18 protein-coding genes are annotated in these 17237 nt (G+C 34.1%); 12 read left to right on the top strand and 6 right to left on the bottom strand.

What is annotated here, in order from left to right; all coding sequences use genetic code 11:
• The first annotated feature begins 136 nt into the window (after positions 1-136).
• Together Q0951_RS06050 and Q0951_RS06045 are read left to right on the top strand one after the other, a co-directional pair.
• The gene (locus Q0951_RS06050) at positions 137-619 is read left to right on the top strand and encodes a hypothetical protein (RefSeq protein WP_299335446.1); all 483 of its coding nucleotides are present in this window, start codon (positions 137-139) and stop codon (positions 617-619) included.
• A gap of 9 nt (positions 620-628) precedes the next feature.
• Positions 629-1045, top strand: a complete 417-nt coding sequence (locus tag Q0951_RS06045; RefSeq protein ID WP_299335444.1) for a hypothetical protein — start codon at positions 629-631, stop codon at positions 1043-1045.
• A gap of 229 nt (positions 1046-1274) precedes the next feature.
• Here Q0951_RS06045 and Q0951_RS06040 read toward each other — a convergent pair whose 3' ends face one another.
• The gene (locus Q0951_RS06040; protein ID WP_299335442.1) at positions 1275-3443 is read right to left on the bottom strand and encodes a hypothetical protein; all 2169 of its coding nucleotides are present in this window, start codon (positions 3441-3443) and stop codon (positions 1275-1277) included.
• A 155-nt stretch (positions 3444-3598) separates the two neighbouring features.
• Between Q0951_RS06040 and Q0951_RS06035 the strand changes: the two genes are divergently transcribed.
• The 8 genes from Q0951_RS06035 to Q0951_RS06000 all read left to right on the top strand — a co-directional run bounded on the left by Q0951_RS06035 (position 3599) and on the right by Q0951_RS06000 (position 10352).
• Positions 3599-4717 carry a DUF2891 domain-containing protein gene (locus Q0951_RS06035; protein WP_299335440.1) on the top strand — a complete coding sequence of 373 codons (1119 nt, stop codon included), beginning with the start codon at positions 3599-3601 and terminating at the stop codon, positions 4715-4717.
• Positions 4710-5936 (top strand): Nramp family divalent metal transporter, encoded by a 1227-nt coding sequence (locus Q0951_RS06030; protein ID WP_299335438.1) that lies wholly within the window; start codon positions 4710-4712, stop codon positions 5934-5936. The genes Q0951_RS06035 and Q0951_RS06030 overlap by 8 nt, the downstream gene beginning before the upstream one ends.
• Before the next feature lie 4 nt (positions 5937-5940).
• The gene (pxpA, locus tag Q0951_RS06025) at positions 5941-6675 is read left to right on the top strand and encodes a 5-oxoprolinase subunit PxpA (RefSeq protein WP_299335436.1); all 735 of its coding nucleotides are present in this window, start codon (positions 5941-5943) and stop codon (positions 6673-6675) included.
• Positions 6676-6682: 7 nt separating this feature from the next.
• Complete coding sequence (gene pxpB, locus Q0951_RS06020) at positions 6683-7414, top strand: 5-oxoprolinase subunit PxpB (protein ID WP_299335434.1); 732 nt, start codon at positions 6683-6685, stop codon at positions 7412-7414.
• On the top strand, positions 7407-8255 hold the full coding sequence (locus Q0951_RS06015) for a biotin-dependent carboxyltransferase family protein (RefSeq protein ID WP_299335690.1): 849 nt from the start codon (positions 7407-7409) through the stop codon (positions 8253-8255). The genes pxpB and Q0951_RS06015 overlap by 8 nt, the downstream gene beginning before the upstream one ends.
• A gap of 92 nt (positions 8256-8347) precedes the next feature.
• The gene (locus tag Q0951_RS06010; protein ID WP_299335432.1) at positions 8348-8863 is read left to right on the top strand and encodes a hypothetical protein; all 516 of its coding nucleotides are present in this window, start codon (positions 8348-8350) and stop codon (positions 8861-8863) included.
• A gap of 11 nt (positions 8864-8874) precedes the next feature.
• Complete coding sequence (locus Q0951_RS06005; RefSeq protein ID WP_299335430.1) at positions 8875-9585, top strand: hypothetical protein; 711 nt, start codon at positions 8875-8877, stop codon at positions 9583-9585.
• Positions 9586-9614: 29 nt separating this feature from the next.
• Positions 9615-10352 carry a histidine kinase gene (locus tag Q0951_RS06000; protein WP_299335428.1) on the top strand — a complete coding sequence of 246 codons (738 nt, stop codon included), beginning with the start codon at positions 9615-9617 and terminating at the stop codon, positions 10350-10352.
• Between the two features lie 6 nt (positions 10353-10358).
• Here the strand turns inward: Q0951_RS06000 and Q0951_RS05995 are convergent, their stop codons facing one another.
• The 3 genes from Q0951_RS05995 to panB are packed head-to-tail and all read right to left on the bottom strand — an operon-like array spanning position 10359 to position 12389.
• A complete protein-coding gene (locus tag Q0951_RS05995) occupies positions 10359-11063 on the bottom strand; it encodes an RluA family pseudouridine synthase (protein ID WP_299335426.1) in 705 nt (234 codons plus the stop codon).
• On the bottom strand, positions 11063-11566 hold the full coding sequence (locus tag Q0951_RS05990; RefSeq protein WP_299335424.1) for a cupin domain-containing protein: 504 nt from the start codon (positions 11564-11566) through the stop codon (positions 11063-11065). Before Q0951_RS05990 ends, Q0951_RS05995 begins: the two co-directional genes overlap by 1 nt.
• Positions 11567-11570: 4 nt before the next feature.
• A complete protein-coding gene (panB, locus tag Q0951_RS05985; RefSeq protein ID WP_299335422.1) occupies positions 11571-12389 on the bottom strand; it encodes a 3-methyl-2-oxobutanoate hydroxymethyltransferase in 819 nt (272 codons plus the stop codon).
• Positions 12390-12495: 106 nt separating this feature from the next.
• Between panB and Q0951_RS05980 the strand changes: the two genes are divergently transcribed.
• Positions 12496-12954 carry a nuclear transport factor 2 family protein gene (locus tag Q0951_RS05980; protein ID WP_299335420.1) on the top strand — a complete coding sequence of 153 codons (459 nt, stop codon included), beginning with the start codon at positions 12496-12498 and terminating at the stop codon, positions 12952-12954.
• Between the two features lie 7 nt (positions 12955-12961).
• Here the strand turns inward: Q0951_RS05980 and Q0951_RS05975 are convergent, their stop codons facing one another.
• Positions 12962-14383, bottom strand: a complete 1422-nt coding sequence (locus Q0951_RS05975; protein WP_299335418.1) for an L-serine ammonia-lyase — start codon at positions 14381-14383, stop codon at positions 12962-12964.
• 69 nt (positions 14384-14452) lie between these two features.
• Complete coding sequence (locus tag Q0951_RS05970; RefSeq protein WP_299335416.1) at positions 14453-15034, bottom strand: Crp/Fnr family transcriptional regulator; 582 nt, start codon at positions 15032-15034, stop codon at positions 14453-14455.
• Between the two features lie 188 nt (positions 15035-15222).
• Between Q0951_RS05970 and dnaK the strand changes: the two genes are divergently transcribed.
• Positions 15223-17130 carry a molecular chaperone DnaK gene (dnaK, locus tag Q0951_RS05965; RefSeq protein WP_299335414.1) on the top strand — a complete coding sequence of 636 codons (1908 nt, stop codon included), beginning with the start codon at positions 15223-15225 and terminating at the stop codon, positions 17128-17130.
• Positions 17131-17237: the final 107 nt, after the last annotated feature.

Below are 17237 nucleotides of genomic sequence, written 5' to 3'. Positions count from 1 at the left end.
TAATAGTTTTTATTCTAGTAATTAAATCTCATTTAAAAAATAAATTGTAAATTAAATATTTTAACAAGCTGAATATTAGTTTGAAAGGTCGTAATTAACAGCCTAAGACCTTTAATGAGGCATTAAATTTTTTAATATGAAAGAATTATTTCATTATCATTCGAGGTACTTTTTAGTACTTCTACTTTGTGCATTTGCACTAAACTTCACTTCGTGTGAAAAAGAATCCAATCCCGAAAATATTTCATCTGAAGAACTGAGATTAAGGATTGATAAAGTTGTTTCCAAAATGAAAGTTTTAGGAGATGAAAATAGTAAGATAGTAACCTATGAGTTTGCTAATCTTAAGAAAGATGATTATTTAGGTTTTATTGAAATTATTGAAAATTCTGCAAAAGTAATGGATTTTGTAAACGGTACTGAAAATCTAAATCGTGGTCCAGGGGATGACTATCAAGTAACTTGTACATATGGTGATGGTGAATCAGTAGTAACAGAATGTGGTGAAGATGTCGGCTGTGCTGGTCAAGCAACTTGGGACTGCCTTGAAGGTGGTGGTTGTGCAAATGTATGTAATAACAAAGCCAAAATCACTTATACACCTAACAATATCAATTAAAACTTAAATATGAAAAATACATTTATTAAATTATGTTTAGTTGCATTTGTAACTACTCTAAGTTTTGGATTCAATAAGTCTGACGAAACAAAAGAATTAACTATTGAAGACCCATTAGAAGTTTTATTATCCGAAGTAGAAGATTACAGTAGAATAAATAATAATGCAGATGTCGCTTTTACAATTACTAAACGTTCTGACACTTACTATCTAACTTCAATAAGAATTTTGGAGTCTAATGGAAATTTACAAAGAACACAAGGTGACAGATTCCATATAGCGTGTTTTGATGACGAAGGAAACGAAACCAGTTATACCATTTGTCCCACAAAAAAATGTGCTGCCGTAGCGATACTAGAATGTGCTGATAATGGAGGCTGTGCTGAAGTTTGTGAAAATCCCGCTGTCTATATAGCAGGTATTTAGAAAACAATTTGACTCTCCCTTTTTGATATTAAGCCCTCCCTATATTTTTTTATCAAATTTTACCAATATATATATTATTATAAAAAGTTGAAAAGATATTATCTGTTTCAAATAGAATTAATGTAATTAAAAGTCATTCAGATCTTTTATGTTAATGAATATTAATGACGCTCACATTTCCGAAGCCATTCAATACCGCAGTATGGATCGTGAGGGTTGGTTGGGGTGATTAATCATCTTTAGGGAAATAATTATTAACAGTTTCATTGACAAAGAAACCCCATTCAAATTTTAGTTCTTCACCTATAGCATAGCTGTAAGATTTAGAGGCTACTTTTCCAGAATTATCATTTTCAAACGCCATAATTGTACCTAATCTTGTTAAATCCATATATCGATTTTCATTTATAGCCAATAATTCAACCTTTACCAAGTCGCTATTTTCATCTTTTCTCTTGTAGTAAAACTTACCATCTTCAATCCAAAATCTTCTTGGACCATAGGATCCTGAAAACTTTTGGTGTTGTAGCAGTAGAGAATCGGTAGAGATGGTCCCTGTGTATCTAATATGCTCTTGTATGTTTTTTAAAAAGGCATGTTTAGGATTATTGTCAATAGCTATTTTGTAAAGAGAATCTGCTAATTTTAGTTGATTATTCTCAAAGGCTTCATTAGCTTCTAGAATACTACTATCTAACTTCCAATAAAACCTATTATAGCTTTTTGACCAATCAAAAAGAGTAGATTTGAGTCCAATAGGTTTGCCGTTTTCACTTCTAATTATTTGGTAGTGAAAAGTGAGATCATTAACAAAGCCTCCAGCTATGGCGTCTTTGCCTGCTGGTAATAAGGTACGCATATCCTGATTCTTTTCATATTGAATTAATCTACCGTTATTGATCCAATATTCAATGAGAGCCTCATTAGATTCTGAACGGTAAAGACCAACAAATTCATTCATATCTAGATCTTCAAGGTTATGATTTTGTAAATAGGAAAATATAGAATCATAAGCTCTATTACGTACGTTGTTAGGATTTCCTAATTTGTATTCTTCAAATAAAGATTTTGCATCATTAATTTGGCCTTTAAAAATTAGAGGTTCTAATTTGAGAGCTTTAATTTCAGGATTGATTAATTCATAGGTTTTAAGGCCTTCTATTATTTTATCATCTTCACCATTAAGCATTGCTGCCTCTGCCAGAGTCAGTCCGTTAAAAGCTGAAGGATTTTTATTAAATAAATCTTCAGAAGCTGTTAAGTATGCTTTTGTGTTTTTTGTTTCTCCATAAATGGCATACAGTACTTGATTATAAAACTCATTGTTTGGGTCAACTTCTAGTTGTAGTTTTACTTGTTCTTCGGCTTCTTCAAAATTGCCGTAAGCAATATTTCTCTGAATGAATATTTCAAGTTGTTTCTGTAATGGAAGTTTATTTTTTAACGTTACAGCTTTATCAATTATATCTTGCGTTTCTAGTTTTCCTCTGTTGTATTTAGTATTGCGTTTTGCCTCTTGTAAATATGCTAGAGCAAAACCTTTGTCGATATCATATGCTTTTCTGTAGTTGTTATCAGCATAAGCTTTCAAGGCAGGCAGAGAATTGCTTATAAACTCATTTATAGGAAGGTCTAAGTATGTTAATGAGTTGCTTTCCACAAAGCCCGAATTAGATGTGATAAATACACTAATATCATCTAAGAGCGTTAAAATATTTGGTCCAGTAAAGGTTTGCTCTTTTAAAATTTTGCCATTCCTAGCTTTCCTGATATGAGTAGTGATTTTGAAATCTTTTCCTACTTTTTCATAAGTACCATCTATATAGAAATTATAGAATAATGAGGCTTCTCTTATTTTAGTTGTTGTATTAGTTAAAAAATCGAAATTTGGACTAATATTTTTATTTTGAAGTAAATCTTCTTCTAATAAACGTCCAATGCCATAGCGTAGCCAAGAATAAGTTGTGTCTGGAGTAATTTGTTTGAAACCGTAAATTGGAATACCAACTCTAAACTCTTCTTTGGTAATTGTCTTTGTTTCTGTTTTTCCACTTTCGTTAGTGTATTTTATTTCTTTAGTGGTAGCCCCTAAGTCACTGTTGCCAAAGCCAAAGTATATAACGAGAATAAGGATTAAAGCATTTAGTGGAAAAATAATAATTTCTCTAAGCTTCAGAATACGTTTATTAATCCGCTCTTGATGATGCAAATAGATTAGTAAAGATGGAATGATGCCAATAAATATCCAAAGTAAAACATCTACCCAGTAAGGTGAAATGTTGTAGCGATTTAATATCCAATCAATAAATTGTAGAAATGTCCATGCAGCGACCAAGTAAGCCGCTAGAAACTTTAAGGTTCTTAACCATTTTTTTGAGCGTTTAGTTTCTGTGGACATCGATTTTAATATTTAATAGCTAGTAAAATACTGAAATTTCAATTTACAAGTTTAAATATAAGCACTATTACTAATATTTACATGGATAGCTTTTAAAAGTTATAGATAAGCATATTAAAATTGTACTTTTACTACACTAACTGACATCTTTTAAAATGAAAATTTATCACATTTTATGGCTTTTTATTTTAGTTTTTAGCTGTAATACTAAAGAAAAACAATCAGCCATTGATACAGAAGCAAAAGCTAATACGGAAGATATCGTCATACCTATTATTAACTTAAAAGAGGCTAATCGCTTAGCGCAACTCCCCATTCATTGTATCCAAACCGAATATCCAAACAAACTCAATCAAACTATTGGTGATGATAATGATCTAAGGTCGCCTCAAGATTTGCATCCTGCATTTTATGGTTGCTTCGACTGGCATTCGGCTGTTCATGGGCATTGGAGTTTGGTAAGTCTGTTAAAACAATATCCTCAATTAGATAATGCAGACACTATAAAAAGCATGTTGCTTGAGAACATGTCTGAACAACATATTAAAGCTGAGGTGAATTATTTCTTCGGAAAATACAACGCTACCTATGAGCGAACTTATGGTTGGGCTTGGCTCTTAAAATTGGCCGAAGAACTTCATACCTGGAAGGACCCTCTTGCGAGAGAATTGGAATATAATTTACAACCATTGACCGATTTGATTGTAGAAAAATATATCGATTTTCTGCCAAAACTCAATTATCCTATTCGTGTTGGTGAGCATTCTAATACAGCATTCGGACTCTCTTTTGCATACGATTATGCAAAAACTGTTGGAAATGATCAACTTAGATTATTGATTGAACAACGTGCCAAAGATTTTTACAGTAGTGATGCAGGTTGCCCTTTGACTTGGGAGCCTAGTGGATTTGATTTTTTGTCGCCTTGTTTAGAAGAAGCAGCATTGATGAAACGTGTGTTGCCTTCTGAAGAATTTAAAATGTGGCTTAATGATTTCCTTCCGCAGTTAAAAAATGAGAAGTTTTCTTTAGATACTGGCAAAGTTAGTGACAGAACCGATGGAAAACTGGTGCATCTTGATGGTGTAAATTTTTCAAGAGCATGGAGTTTAAATGAAATTGCTGAAGACTTGACAGAGTATTCGCATCTCAATACGATAGCCAATCAGCATATTAATTACTCGTTGCCAAGTATTGTTGGTGATAGCTATGAAGGTGGTCACTGGTTAGGTAGTTTTGCTATATATGCCTTAAACTCTGTAAAACATGATTAAAAACTGGTTTAAAAACATTGGACCAGGTCCATTGGTGGCTGCAGCTTTTATTGGTCCTGGAACAGTAACTGTTTGTACTTTAGCTGGTGTAAATTTTGGTTTTTCGCTGCTTTGGGCTATGTTGTTATCTATTGTAGCAACAGTAGTTTTGCAAGAAATGTCTGCACGTTTAGGAATTGTATCCCAAAAAAGTTTGTCGGAAGTTATCAAATCTGAAATTCCTAATCCTGTATTTAAAACCTTAGCCGTTATTTTGATCATGTCGGCAATAGTTATTGGTAATGCGGCATATGAAGCTGGTAATATTAGTGGGAGTGTATTGGGTTTAGAAACTATATTTGGAAGCTCTCAAGTTGATATCAATGATTTTTCATTAAGTATTTTTCCCATGGCCATCGGTGTGATAGCCTTTATTTTACTTTACATAGGAAATTATAAAGTTTTAGAAAAAGCGCTAATTTCATTAGTCGTTTTAATGAGTTTAGCATTTTTAATTACCGCAGTACTGACCAAGCCAGACCTTTCTGAAGTATTTGCCGGACTTTTTACTCCACAGTTTTCTGACGACAATATTTTGACAGTTATCGCCTTGGTAGGAACTACAGTCGTACCATATAATCTGTTCTTACATGCTTCGCTAGTGAAGGAGAAATGGCAAGATGTTTCCGACTTGAAATATGCTCGTAAAGATACCATTATAGCTGTGGTTTTAGGAGGTCTAGTGTCGATGTGTATTATAATATCTGCAGCAGCTATTAAAACAGTTGAAGTAAATAATGCAGCAGATCTTGCAAAGGGTTTAGAGCCATTATTTGGGAGCTATGCGTCTTATTTTCTTTCTTTGGGTTTGTTTGCTGCGGGAATTACCAGTGCAATTACGGCACCTTTAGCCGCTGCTTACGTAGCTTCAGGCTGTTTGGGTTGGAGTTCAAATATGAAAGCGAAAAGATTCAGATTGGTCTGGATGTTTATTTTGGGATTGGGAGTGTTATTCTCATCAATTGGTTTTAAATCTGTTGAGATTATAAAATTTGCTCAGGTTGCAAACGGACTGCTATTACCAGTAATTGCTGGGTTTTTATTGTGGATTATGAATAAAACATCCATTCTAGGTAGATATAAAAACTCAATACTTCAAAATGTTCTCGGATTCGTTATATTTGGAATAGCTGTCTTTCTAGGTGTAAAAAGTATTCTGAAAGTATTTAATCTAATGTAGATCTGTGATAACAATAGACGTAAATTGCGATTTAGGTGAAGGTACTGGTAATGAAGCATTTATAATGCCGTTGATCTCATCATGTAACATAGCCTGTGGAGGGCATGCTGGAGATCGATCTACTATGGAAACTGTAGTAGGATTAGCTAAAAAGTATGCTGTTAAAATCGGAGCTCACCCGTCATTTCCTGATCAACCAAACTTTGGTCGAAAAGTGATGAATATATCTGCAGAAAACTTAAGCAACAGTCTTGTGGAGCAAATCAATGCACTCAGACAGATACTTAATGCGGAGGGTTTAGAATTGCATCATATCAAACCTCATGGTGCTTTGTATAATCTTGCTGCTGTTGATGCAAATACTGCATCCATTATTGTAGATGTCATAATAAAAATAGATGCTAGTACAGCATTGTATGCGCCTTTTGGGTCGGTTATTTCTAAAATAGCTACTGAAAAAGGCCTGAAGGTTGTATTTGAGGCTTTTGCAGATAGAAACTATAATCAGGATCTGACTTTGGTGTCCAGAGCAAATAATGATGCTTTAATTGATGATCCGGAAATCATGTTTCATCATGTAAGTCGTATGATTTTAGATAAAAAAGTAACGACTTTAAACGGGGAAGAAGTAGCAATAAAAGCAGATACATTTTGTGTACATAGTGATGGAAGAAATGTAGTAAAAAACTTAGAATCTTTGATCTTTAAACTGAAACAAAATAACATTGAAATTTCTTAATTAATACTTGAGTTTTGAACTTACATATCATCGCTTTTCAGAATGTTCAATTTTGATTGAATGGCCCTCAGAAATTGATGAAAAGGTACTAGATGATGTTCTGTTATTTAAGAATCACATTGAAAGTTGTAGTATTAAATCTATAGTTCAGGTAAATAATGCATATAACTCGATATTAGTTATTTACAATGTTGCTATTGATAATGTCAATGATAAGATTTTAGCACTCAAAGCATTATATTCTGAGCGAGTGATTAAAAATAAAAAGACTTCGAAGTGCTGGAAAGTTCCAGTGTGTTATGATGGAGAATTCGGACTGGATTTAAATGAAATTTCTATTCAAAAGAATATGTCCATATCAGATATTATTACACTGCATTCTGATACAATCTACACAGTTTTTTTTATTGGTTTTTTACCAGGATTTTTATACTTAGGCGGATTAGATAAACGCTTGTGTTTTCCGAGGAAAAAAAGTCCGAGATTACATATTAAAAAAGGAGCAGTAGCTATAGGTGGCGAACAAACAGGAATCTATCCAAATGCGAGTCCGGGAGGATGGAATATCATAGGAAATTCTCCTTTAGAATTTTTTAATGTTAATAATGATGTGCCCTGTTTTGCTAAAGCTGGTGATAAAATTCAGTTTGTATCAGTAAGTAGAAGTCGCTACAATTCAATTTTGCATGAGGTCATAGATGGGACTTATATTTTAGAAAGTGAGGTGCTTGATGGTTGAAGTGCTCAAAACAGGTTTCTGTGATACTATTCAAGATCTTGGTAGAATAGGTTATCAGGCTTATGGTGTTCCCTTTTCGGGTGCTATGGATTTTTATTCTGCAAGTTTGGCGAATAGAATTCTTGGAAATGATAATAATGCTGCAGTTATTGAATCTGTAATGTTCGGACCAAAACTCAGGTTTTCCATTGCCACTGAAATATGTATTACTGGTGCATATATGAATCCCATGCTTAATTCTGAGGTAGTAAAGCACAATGTGCCAATTTCAGTAGAAAAAGGTGATGTATTGCAATTTGGTAAGTTGGAGTACGGATTTAGAGTTTATGTTGCAGTTTTAGGTGGTTTTATGACTGAGGAAAAGATGAATAGTAGAAGTATGTATAGCGCTATTACATCTAAGTTAAAGCTCAGTAAAGGCGATACTCTTGAGTGTTTGAGCAAAACAAGTATCAATCATAAACCCTTGTCTTCAGTGAAAATCAACAAAAAACATTTTAGTCATAACGAATTTGAGGTTTTTAAAGGCCCAGAGTTTAATCAATTAAGTAAACAGCAGCAAGATTTGCTTTTTGACAATACTCTAACGATTTCAAAAGACAGTAATAGAATGGCTTATCAGTTTGAAGACCGAATTACTCATGAACTAGGAGGTATAATTACATCGTTGGTATTACCCGGGACTGTGCAATTAACACCATCTGGTCAACTCTTAATATTAATGCGAGATTGTCAGACCACAGGTGGATACCCAAGAATATTGCAATTAACTGAGTCTTCGATAAATAGGTTATCTCAACAGATTTTTGGCAAAAAGATTCGGTTTAAATGCATAATTTAGTAAGAAAAAACCTAGATTTTAACAAAAAAAGTAGATTTTTATTAAGTTTTTCAATACATTACACCCACTATTAATTCAAAACTAATCAAATTATGAAAAAATTAGGAGGACTTATTTTAGGAATCGTTGTCGGAGCAGCTGCGATGTATTACTACTGCTCTATGGAATACGATGTGGTCGATTCAATGGTGCCAATATCTCAACCAAAAGGCTTGATTTCGCCTAAGGAAATTAAGGTGTTGACTGAGGCTTATAACCCAAGATATGACAGTATTTCTAGTCAGTTCTTTAGAGGAGTTGAAGGTGGAGATAACAGATCGTCATGGTATTCATTAGATGAACTCAACAATTATCTTGCTTACGCTCAAGCTCAGGCTGATACACTTCAATACACTATGACAGGTGTAAGATTATATCTTGGTGCTCATCCAAATGAAGGAGATACAGCAGGTTATACAACTATACTTTTTGCACCAACAGGTTATCCTAATAAATCAAAAGGAAGTCTTTTGAATTTTAAATTTCAGGGTGGAGGCGATCTGCCTGGTGGCGATGGATTAGATCATGGAAGTAGTGGGAAGCCACCAGGAGCTAACTATCCTCAATAATAAATATATTTTTGGAAGATTTTTTATTAAATAATTATTCAGTAATAACAAAATCAGTAGAGCTTATTGCTGCTGTATTTGGTACACTTTATTTAAAAAAAAATAAAAACTCTGTATTAAAAATATTTGTATACTATTTATGGTTAACATTCTTTGTTGAACTAATTGGAGAATATTCTGAAATTATGCAAAACAACTATGATTATAGCTGGTATATCAGTTTTAAAAATAGTGTGTTTTGCACTAATTCTTGGCTTTATAATATCTATTCATATCTAGCTATTGGAATGATTGGAATATTTTATTCAAATATGATGAGTACCAAAACATCAAAGATTATAATTCGTACCGTAATTATTACCTACAGTTTATTTGTTTTGATATTTTTCACCATCACTGATGCATTCTTTACCTCAAGTTTGCCTTATGATATGATTTTTGGGACAATTATTATTTGTATTTATGTTATATTGTATTTCATTGAGCTGATGAGGAATGATGAGATCTTAGAATTTTATAAGTTACCATCTTTCTATGTTAGCATTGGACTGTTGATGTGGTATATTTGTGTGATGCCATTATTTATTTATGATGGTTATTTTAAGGCTATTAATACTAACTTTATAAAATTCAGATACTTACTTTTATTGATTATTAATATTTTTACATACTTATGTTTCGCATTTGGATTTTGGTATGCGCTTTACAGCAACAAACGATAAAGGAGGAAGAAATAGCTTTAATAGGTTATATGACTTTAGTTGTCATCATGCTTCTATTTATGGTTATCGTCTTTTTTATTGCTTTTCAAAGACGAAAAAGTAAACTTCTATTAGATAATTTTAAGCAGCAACAAGAATTCGACGAAGAGATTTCACGAACACAATCTGAAATTCAAGAACAAACCTTAAAACATGTTGGATGGGAATTACACGACAATGTTGGGCAGTTATTAGCTTATGCCAGTATGCAACTTAATATGTTAGGTACAAAAGTACCTGAAGATGTTAAAGGTAAAGTACAAGAGACGACAGATATTGTTAAAGATAGTCTTAAGGAAGTTCGTGCATTATCCAAATCCCTAAATAATGATGTGCTTTTAAATATGGGTTTCGAAGAGTCAATTACCAATGAATTGAATAGACTCAAACGTATGAAATTTTCCTTAGCCGAGTTAGAGATCAAAGGAGATAAAAGAGAATTTAGCGATAAAAAGCATGAGATTATCCTCTTTAGAATTTTACAGGAATTCTTTTCTAATTCAGTTAAATACTCTGAAGCAGATCAATTAAAAGTAATTTTAGATTATCAAACAGATATACTCACGATTACTGCCACTGATGATGGTAAAGGTTTTGATGTGGCTTCGGCAGAAAAAGGTTCAGGGCTTATCAATATGAAAAGTAGAGCCGAATTGATCGATGCAGACTTAGAGATTACTTCTCAACCCAATCATGGTGTGAAGTTAACAATCCATTACCCAATTTAAATACTGTTACTTACAAGCGTTCCAGATAGGATCTTCAGGGAGATTAGCAGTAACATCTATTGTGTCTTTTGATACAGGATGAATAAATTCCAAACGCCTTGCATGCAAACTAATACTAGCGTCTTTATTGCTCCTGTCAAATCCGTATTTAAGGTCGCCTTTTATAGGAGAACCAATGTGAGATAGCTGACATCTAATTTGATGATGTCTGCCAGTTTCTAATTCTATTTCTAAAAGACTGTAATTATCTAATGTTTTGATCAGCTGATAGTGTAAAATGGCTTTTTTACTGTCTTTTATTTCTTTAGGATATGCAGTCGATTTGTTGTTTTTTGGATTTTTCTTTAACCAATTAATCAATGTTCCTTGTGACGTCTCTGGCGGATTTTTAACAATGGCCCAATAGGTCTTTTTGGCTTTCTTTTCAGCAAATAACTTATTTAGCCTTGGAAGGGCTTTACTCGTTTTTGAAAATAGCACAATACCTGTTGTTGGTCTATCTAAGCGATGTACAACTCCTAAGTATACGTTTCCTGGCTTATTATATTTGACTTTTAGATAGTCCTTAACAACATCGCTCAGAGGCTTGTCGCCTGTTTTATCACCTTGAACAATGTCGCCTGCACGTTTATTGACAATGATAATATGATTGTCTTCATAAATAACTTGAAGATTATCTTTAGTGGATAGTATTTTTTTTAAATGAGACATTACTGTCTGGTTAGTGTTTTAATTATAGCTCTATGCTGCGGAAATTTAGCAGTTAATGAGCCACGGGAAGCTAAAGTGAAATCTTGAAAATCAAAACCTGGAGCAACTGTGCAACCAAGTAGTGAAAAGCTATTTGGAGTTGAAACTTTTGCCGCAAACCAATAATTCTTTGGAACTACAAATTGTAAGACTTGATCGTTCAGAATATCATTTCCAATGGTAACCATTGTTAATACGCCTTGGTCTGAAATCATCGTAAGTTCTAGTGGAGCTCCTAAATAAAAATGCCACATTTCATCCTGATTGATTTTGTGAAACGCGGAGAAATCATTGGATTCTAGGAGGTAATATATTCCAGTAGAGTAGTGTCTTTCACTTTTAAAAACATCAGGAAGACAAGTTTTAGATATCATGCCATCACTCCTGTACGTTTCTTTAAAAAAACCACCTTCAGGATGCGGTTGTAAGTCTAGTGTTTTTATAAGATCTTGTAAAGGATACATTAGCTTAGTACTGCTCTTTATCATTAGGAAAATCAACAGCTTTAACATCGTCAACATACTGACCAATAGCTTTGGTCATGTCTTCGTATAAATTCATATAGCGACGTAAAAAACGCGGATTGAATTCGTGGGTCATTCCAATCATGTCATGTAAAACAAGAACTTGTCCATCAACTCCAGCACCAGCACCAATACCAATAACAGGAATAGAAACACTTTCAGCAACCTCTTGAGCTAATTTTGCAGGGATTTTTTCAAGGACAATCCCAAAACAACCTGCTTTTTCAAGCATTAATGCATCTTCCTTTAATTGTTTCGCTTCTTGCTCTTCTTTAGCACGAACTGTATAAGTTCCAAATTTATATATAGACTGAGGCGTCAAACCTAAATGCCCCATAACCGGAATTCCAGCATTAAGAATACGTTTAATAGACTCTTTTACTTCTTTACCACCTTCCATTTTAACAGCGTGTCCTCCAGATTCTTTCATAATTCTGATAGCAGATCGCAATGCCTCTTTCGGGTCACTTTGATAACTACCAAACGGAAGATCTACCACAACCAAAGCTCTGTCAATAGCTCTTACTACTGAAGACGCATGATAAATCATTTGATCTAAAGTAATTGGTAAAGTTGTTTCATGTCCAGCCATCACATTACTTGCCGAATCACCAACTAATATCACATCAACACCAGCTTCGTCTACAATTTTAGCCATGGTATAATCATAGGCTGTTAGCATGGATATTTTTTCATGGTTTTGTTTCATCTCAATAAGAGATTTTACTGTAATTCTTTTGTAATCTTTTTTTGCAACAGACATATTGAATAAATTAATTATCCGTAAAAATACAGAGTTTTGTTAAACTTTATTTATTCTTAGGTCTAAAAACTATTAATTTTATAATTTAACTGAAATTTTCAAACTCATGAAGTATTCTTTCATTCTCATTGCACTGCTCACTACATCATTGGTCTTTTCTCAATCTTCGGAAACAGATAAGGTAAAGGCAACCATTGACCGTTTTTTTGAAGGTTTTCATAAACAAGACAGTACAATGATACTCGAGACTGTTGGCAAGGATATTAAAATGCAGTCCATTGGTCAAAACAGAGAGGGTAGCTTTGTATTGAACACTTCAGAATTCAAAACATTTTTGAATTCCATAGTTTCCATTCCGAAAGAGAAAACCTTTAAAGAAGAATTGCTAGGCTACAACATCCAGATAGATGGTAACATGGCACATGCCTGGACACCTTATAATTTCTGGTTTGATAAAAACTTTAGCCATTGTGGTGTAAATTCATTTCAGTTGTTCAAAGACAATGGTAATTGGAAGATTATATATTTAATTGATACACGACGAAAAGATTGCAGACAGGAGTAGGCTCTAATTAACAATCACTCAAATGCACTCCAACAGCCAAGCCACCTTCAGAGGTTTCCTTGTATTTGGTATTCATATCTTTTGCTGTTTCCCACATAGTATTAACTACTTTATCTAGTGGGACTTTCATATGGTTAGGATCTGAATCTAAGGCCAGTTCACAAGCGTTTATAGCTTTAATAGCTCCCATAGCATTTCGCTCAATGCAAGGGATTTGAACCAAGCCTCCTATGGGATCACAAGTGAGACCTAAATGGTGTTCCATGGCTATTTCGGCAGCCACTAATACTTGTTCTGGAGTACCTCCAGATAATTCACATAATGCTCCAGCTGCCATCGCTGAAGATACACCAATTTCAGCTTGACATCCACCCATCGCTGCACTAATAGTAGCACCTTTTTTAAAGATGCTGCCAATTTCACCTGCAACTAGTAAAAAGCGTTTGATATCTTCAAAATTACCATCGTGGTTTTCGATAACGAGATAGTACATCAATACTGCAGGAATTACACCTGCACTTCCATTGGTAGGTGCTGTGACGACACGACCTAAAGATGCGTTAACCTCATTGACTGCGAGAGCAAAACAGCTCACCCATTTTAAAATCTGTCTAAATTTGACTTCAGTATTTCTTATGGAGAAAAGCCATTCCACCGGATTGGTATAAGGAACATTACCCTTTAATCGTTCATGCATATCATGGGCACGTCGTTTTACATTCAAGCCTCCAGGTAAATTACCTTCGGTATGACAGCCAACATACATACATTCTAACATGGTGTCCCAAATGCGCTTCAATTCGGTGTCAATATGTTCTTCAGAATATATAGATTTTTCATTTTCTAAAACCACACCCGAAATTGGCAAATTGAGATCATGGCAAAATTTTAATAGCTCATTTCCCTTATCAATGGGATATGGAAATGAACACTTGATCTCAAAATTCTTTTTATGATTTGTCCGTTCTTCTTTCACCACAAATCCACCACCAATTGAATAAAAAGTAGACTTATAATATCTTCCATTGATTAATGCTGAAAAGCTCATGCCATTGGCGTGAAAAGGCAAGAATTTTCTGTTAAATATAATTTGTTTTGAAACATCGAAAGGAAGCGGTTTTTCATTATTGAATAAGATTGTGCCTGTGTTTTTTATGGAAGCAATAATGATATCTATAGTATCCACAGGAATAAGTTCTGGATCTGCACCACTCAACCCTAAAAGGATAGCATAATCTGTAGCATGACCTTTTCCTGTTAGAGATAAAGAACCATACAGATCTACTTTAACTTGCTCTACTTTATCAAACTTTTTGGAGGTTTTCAACTCTTTGATCCAACGTTCGGCAGCTCGCCATGGACCTAATGTATGGGAGCTGGATGGACCCACACCAATTTTAAGCATGTCAAAGACAGAAATACACTCCATGTTTTAAATCAATTTAGTCTGGCAAATATAATTTTTATTGGGACAAATGCTTACATGCAAAATATAAAATCAATACAGTTTTGAACGTATTCTACTTAATTGTACAGGTGTAATGTTGAGAAATGATGCAATTTGGTATTGAGGGATGAGTTGGTCAATATTGGGAATGCGTTCTTTTAACTTAAGATAGCGTTCACTAGCATTCATAGATGAAATCTCAATAAACATACTTTCTCCAGCAATAAACAGAAATTCAAGATATTTAGAATAAAATTTTAAAACTTCAGAATTAGTAGCACATAAATTCATGAATGCCTCATAATTGATCTCATAAATATCACAATCGGTCAGTGTTTCATAAACAAATTCAGAGGGTTTATTTGTGAGCATTGAGGTAAATGACGCAAAAAATTCAGTAGGAGTGAACAGTGTTTTTGTCAATTCCTTACCATTTTCCAAGATGAGATACGAGCGCAATACGCCTTTGTTTATGAGAAAAAGTTTACGACTTACTTCACCCAGATCTACCAATTTTGTACCCGCTTGGAATTCTTTTAATTCGGCAATAGCATAAAGTTTGTCATAGGTTTTCTTTGAAATAGGATACAAAGAACGCATAAAATCATAGTTAACCTTATAGTAGTCTGACATTGTTTGTAGAGGGTTGATATTAGTATGTAACTATTTAAAGGTAGACATTTTTTTATGAATGATATGAATTGTTTGTGACATGATGTCATATTTTTTGTCATGGCATAATCATTGACATATAGATTACGAATTTAAAATGAACATAACATTTCCGAAGTAAAGGAAATAGAAAAATTAAATATACAATTATGAGTAAGATTATTGGAATCGATTTAGGAACTACGAACTCTTGTGTTTCTGTAATGGAAGGTAACGAGCCAGTAGTAATCCCAAACGCTGAAGGTAAAAGAACTACGCCTTCAGTTATTGCCTTTGTTGAAGGTGGTGAAATTAAGGTTGGTGACCCAGCAAAAAGACAAGCAGTGACTAACCCAACAAAAACAGTTTATTCGATTAAACGTTTTATGGGAAACAAATATTCTGAGTCTAAAAAAGAAGCAGAACGTGTACCATATAAAGTGGTAAAAGGTGACAACGATACACCACGTGTAGACATTGATGGTCGTTTGTATACACCACAGGAATTATCGGCTATGATTCTTCAGAAAATGAAGAAAACTGCTGAAGATTATTTAGGAACATCTGTTAGCGAAGCAGTAATTACTGTGCCAGCTTACTTTAATGATTCTCAGCGTCAGGCAACTAAAGAAGCTGGTGAAATTGCAGGTCTTAAAGTGAGACGTATTATTAATGAGCCAACAGCTGCAGCTTTAGCTTATGGTTTAGATAAAAAAGGTCAAGACCAAAAGATCGTCGTATTTGATTTTGGTGGTGGTACACATGATGTATCTATTCTTGAATTAGGAGATGGTGTATTTGAAGTATTATCAACAGATGGAGATACGCATTTAGGTGGTGACGATGTTGATGAAAAAATCATTAATTGGTTGGCAGATGAGTTTAATTCTGAAGAAGGTATCGACTTACGTAAAGACCCAATGGCCTTACAACGTTTAAAAGAAGCTTCTGAAAAAGCGAAGATCGAATTATCATCTTCTGCACAAACAGAAATCAACTTACCATATGTAACAGCTACTGCTAGTGGACCAAAACACTTAGTACGAACATTAACGCGTTCAAAATTTGAGCAGTTAATTGACGATTTAGTAAAACGTACGATCGAGCCATGTGAGTCTGCATTAAAAGCAGCAGGTTTATCTAAGAGTGATATTGATGAAGTGATCTTAGTAGGTGGTTCTACACGTATTCCAGCAGTTCAGGCAGCCGTAGAGAAGTTCTTCGGAAAATCACCAAGTAAAGGTGTAAATCCTGATGAAGTTGTATCTCTTGGAGCAGGAATTCAAGGAGGTGTATTAACAGGTGATGTGAAAGACGTACTATTATTAGACGTAACACCATTATCTCTTGGTATCGAAACAATGGGTAATGTATTTACAAAGTTAATTGAAGCGAATACAACAATTCCAACTAAGAAATCACAAGTATTCTCAACAGCAGCAGATAATCAGCCATCAGTAGAGATCCATGTATTACAGGGAGAACGTGCTATGGCAGCAGATAATAAAACTATTGGTCGTTTTCACTTAGATGGAATTCCACCAGCACAAAGAGGTGTACCACAAATTGAGGTAACTTTTGATATTGATGCTAATGGTATCATTAAAGTATCTGCTACAGATAAAGCTACAGGAAAATCTCAGGATATTCGTATTGAAGCGTCTTCTGGTTTGACTGAAGAGGAAATTCAAAAGATGAAGCAAGAAGCAGAAGCTAATGCTGAAGCTGATGCTAAGGCAAAAGAAACGGCTGATAAATTAAATCAGGCAGATGCTATGATTTTCCAAACAGAGAATCAGCTTAAAGAATTTGGTGATAAACTATCAGACGATAAGAAAAAGCCAATTGAAGAAGCGCTTGAAGAATTGAAGAAAGCTTACGAATCTAAAGACATTGCTGTTATAGAGCCTGCTTTAGAAAAAATTAATGAAGCTTGGAAAGTGGCTTCTGAAGAAATGTACAAAGCACAAGCAGAAGCGCAACAAGGTGGAGCAGAAGCACCAGGACCAGATGCAAGTCAGAACGAACAAGCAGAAGGAAATGATGTGGAAGACGTAGACTTCGAAGAAGTCAAGTAAGCCTGTACTGAGCGAAGTCGAAGTATAGACTTTGAAGAAGTAAAATAAATTGAATTGTCATTCCGAGCGAAGTCGAGGAATCCAAAGAATAATTACTTAACATTTAA

The organism is uncultured Psychroserpens sp. (genome assembly GCF_947501425.1).
GTDB lineage: Bacteria > Bacteroidota > Bacteroidia > Flavobacteriales > Flavobacteriaceae > Psychroserpens.
Note: the sequence above shows the minus strand (reverse complement) of the source record. Positions and strands in the feature narration are given on the sequence as shown.

Bases quoted from the DNA above. Each gene is read 5' to 3' on its own strand.
- Q0951_RS06050 (WP_299335446.1), top strand. From the start codon at position 137: ATGAAAGAATTATTTCATTATCATTCGAGGTACTTTTTAGTACTTCTA.
- Q0951_RS06045 (WP_299335444.1), top strand. From the start codon at position 629: ATGAAAAATACATTTATTAAATTATGTTTAGTTGCATTTGTAACTACT.
- Q0951_RS06040 (WP_299335442.1), bottom strand. From the start codon at position 3,443: ATGTCCACAGAAACTAAACGCTCAAAAAAATGGTTAAGAACCTTAAAG.
- Q0951_RS06035 (WP_299335440.1), top strand. From the start codon at position 3,599: ATGAAAATTTATCACATTTTATGGCTTTTTATTTTAGTTTTTAGCTGT.
- Q0951_RS06030 (WP_299335438.1), top strand. From the start codon at position 4,710: ATGATTAAAAACTGGTTTAAAAACATTGGACCAGGTCCATTGGTGGCT.
- Q0951_RS06015 (WP_299335690.1), top strand. From the start codon at position 7,407: ATGGTTGAAGTGCTCAAAACAGGTTTCTGTGATACTATTCAAGATCTT.
- Q0951_RS06010 (WP_299335432.1), top strand. From the start codon at position 8,348: ATGAAAAAATTAGGAGGACTTATTTTAGGAATCGTTGTCGGAGCAGCT.
- Q0951_RS06000 (WP_299335428.1), top strand. From the start codon at position 9,615: ATGACTTTAGTTGTCATCATGCTTCTATTTATGGTTATCGTCTTTTTT.
- Q0951_RS05995 (WP_299335426.1), bottom strand. From the start codon at position 11,063: ATGTCTCATTTAAAAAAAATACTATCCACTAAAGATAATCTTCAAGTT.
- Q0951_RS05990 (WP_299335424.1), bottom strand. From the start codon at position 11,566: ATGTATCCTTTACAAGATCTTATAAAAACACTAGACTTACAACCGCAT.
- panB (WP_299335422.1), bottom strand. From the start codon at position 12,389: ATGTCTGTTGCAAAAAAAGATTACAAAAGAATTACAGTAAAATCTCTT.
- Q0951_RS05980 (WP_299335420.1), top strand. From the start codon at position 12,496: ATGAAGTATTCTTTCATTCTCATTGCACTGCTCACTACATCATTGGTC.
- Q0951_RS05975 (WP_299335418.1), bottom strand. From the start codon at position 14,383: ATGGAGTGTATTTCTGTCTTTGACATGCTTAAAATTGGTGTGGGTCCA.
- Q0951_RS05970 (WP_299335416.1), bottom strand. From the start codon at position 15,034: ATGTCAGACTACTATAAGGTTAACTATGATTTTATGCGTTCTTTGTAT.
- dnaK (WP_299335414.1), top strand. From the start codon at position 15,223: ATGAGTAAGATTATTGGAATCGATTTAGGAACTACGAACTCTTGTGTT.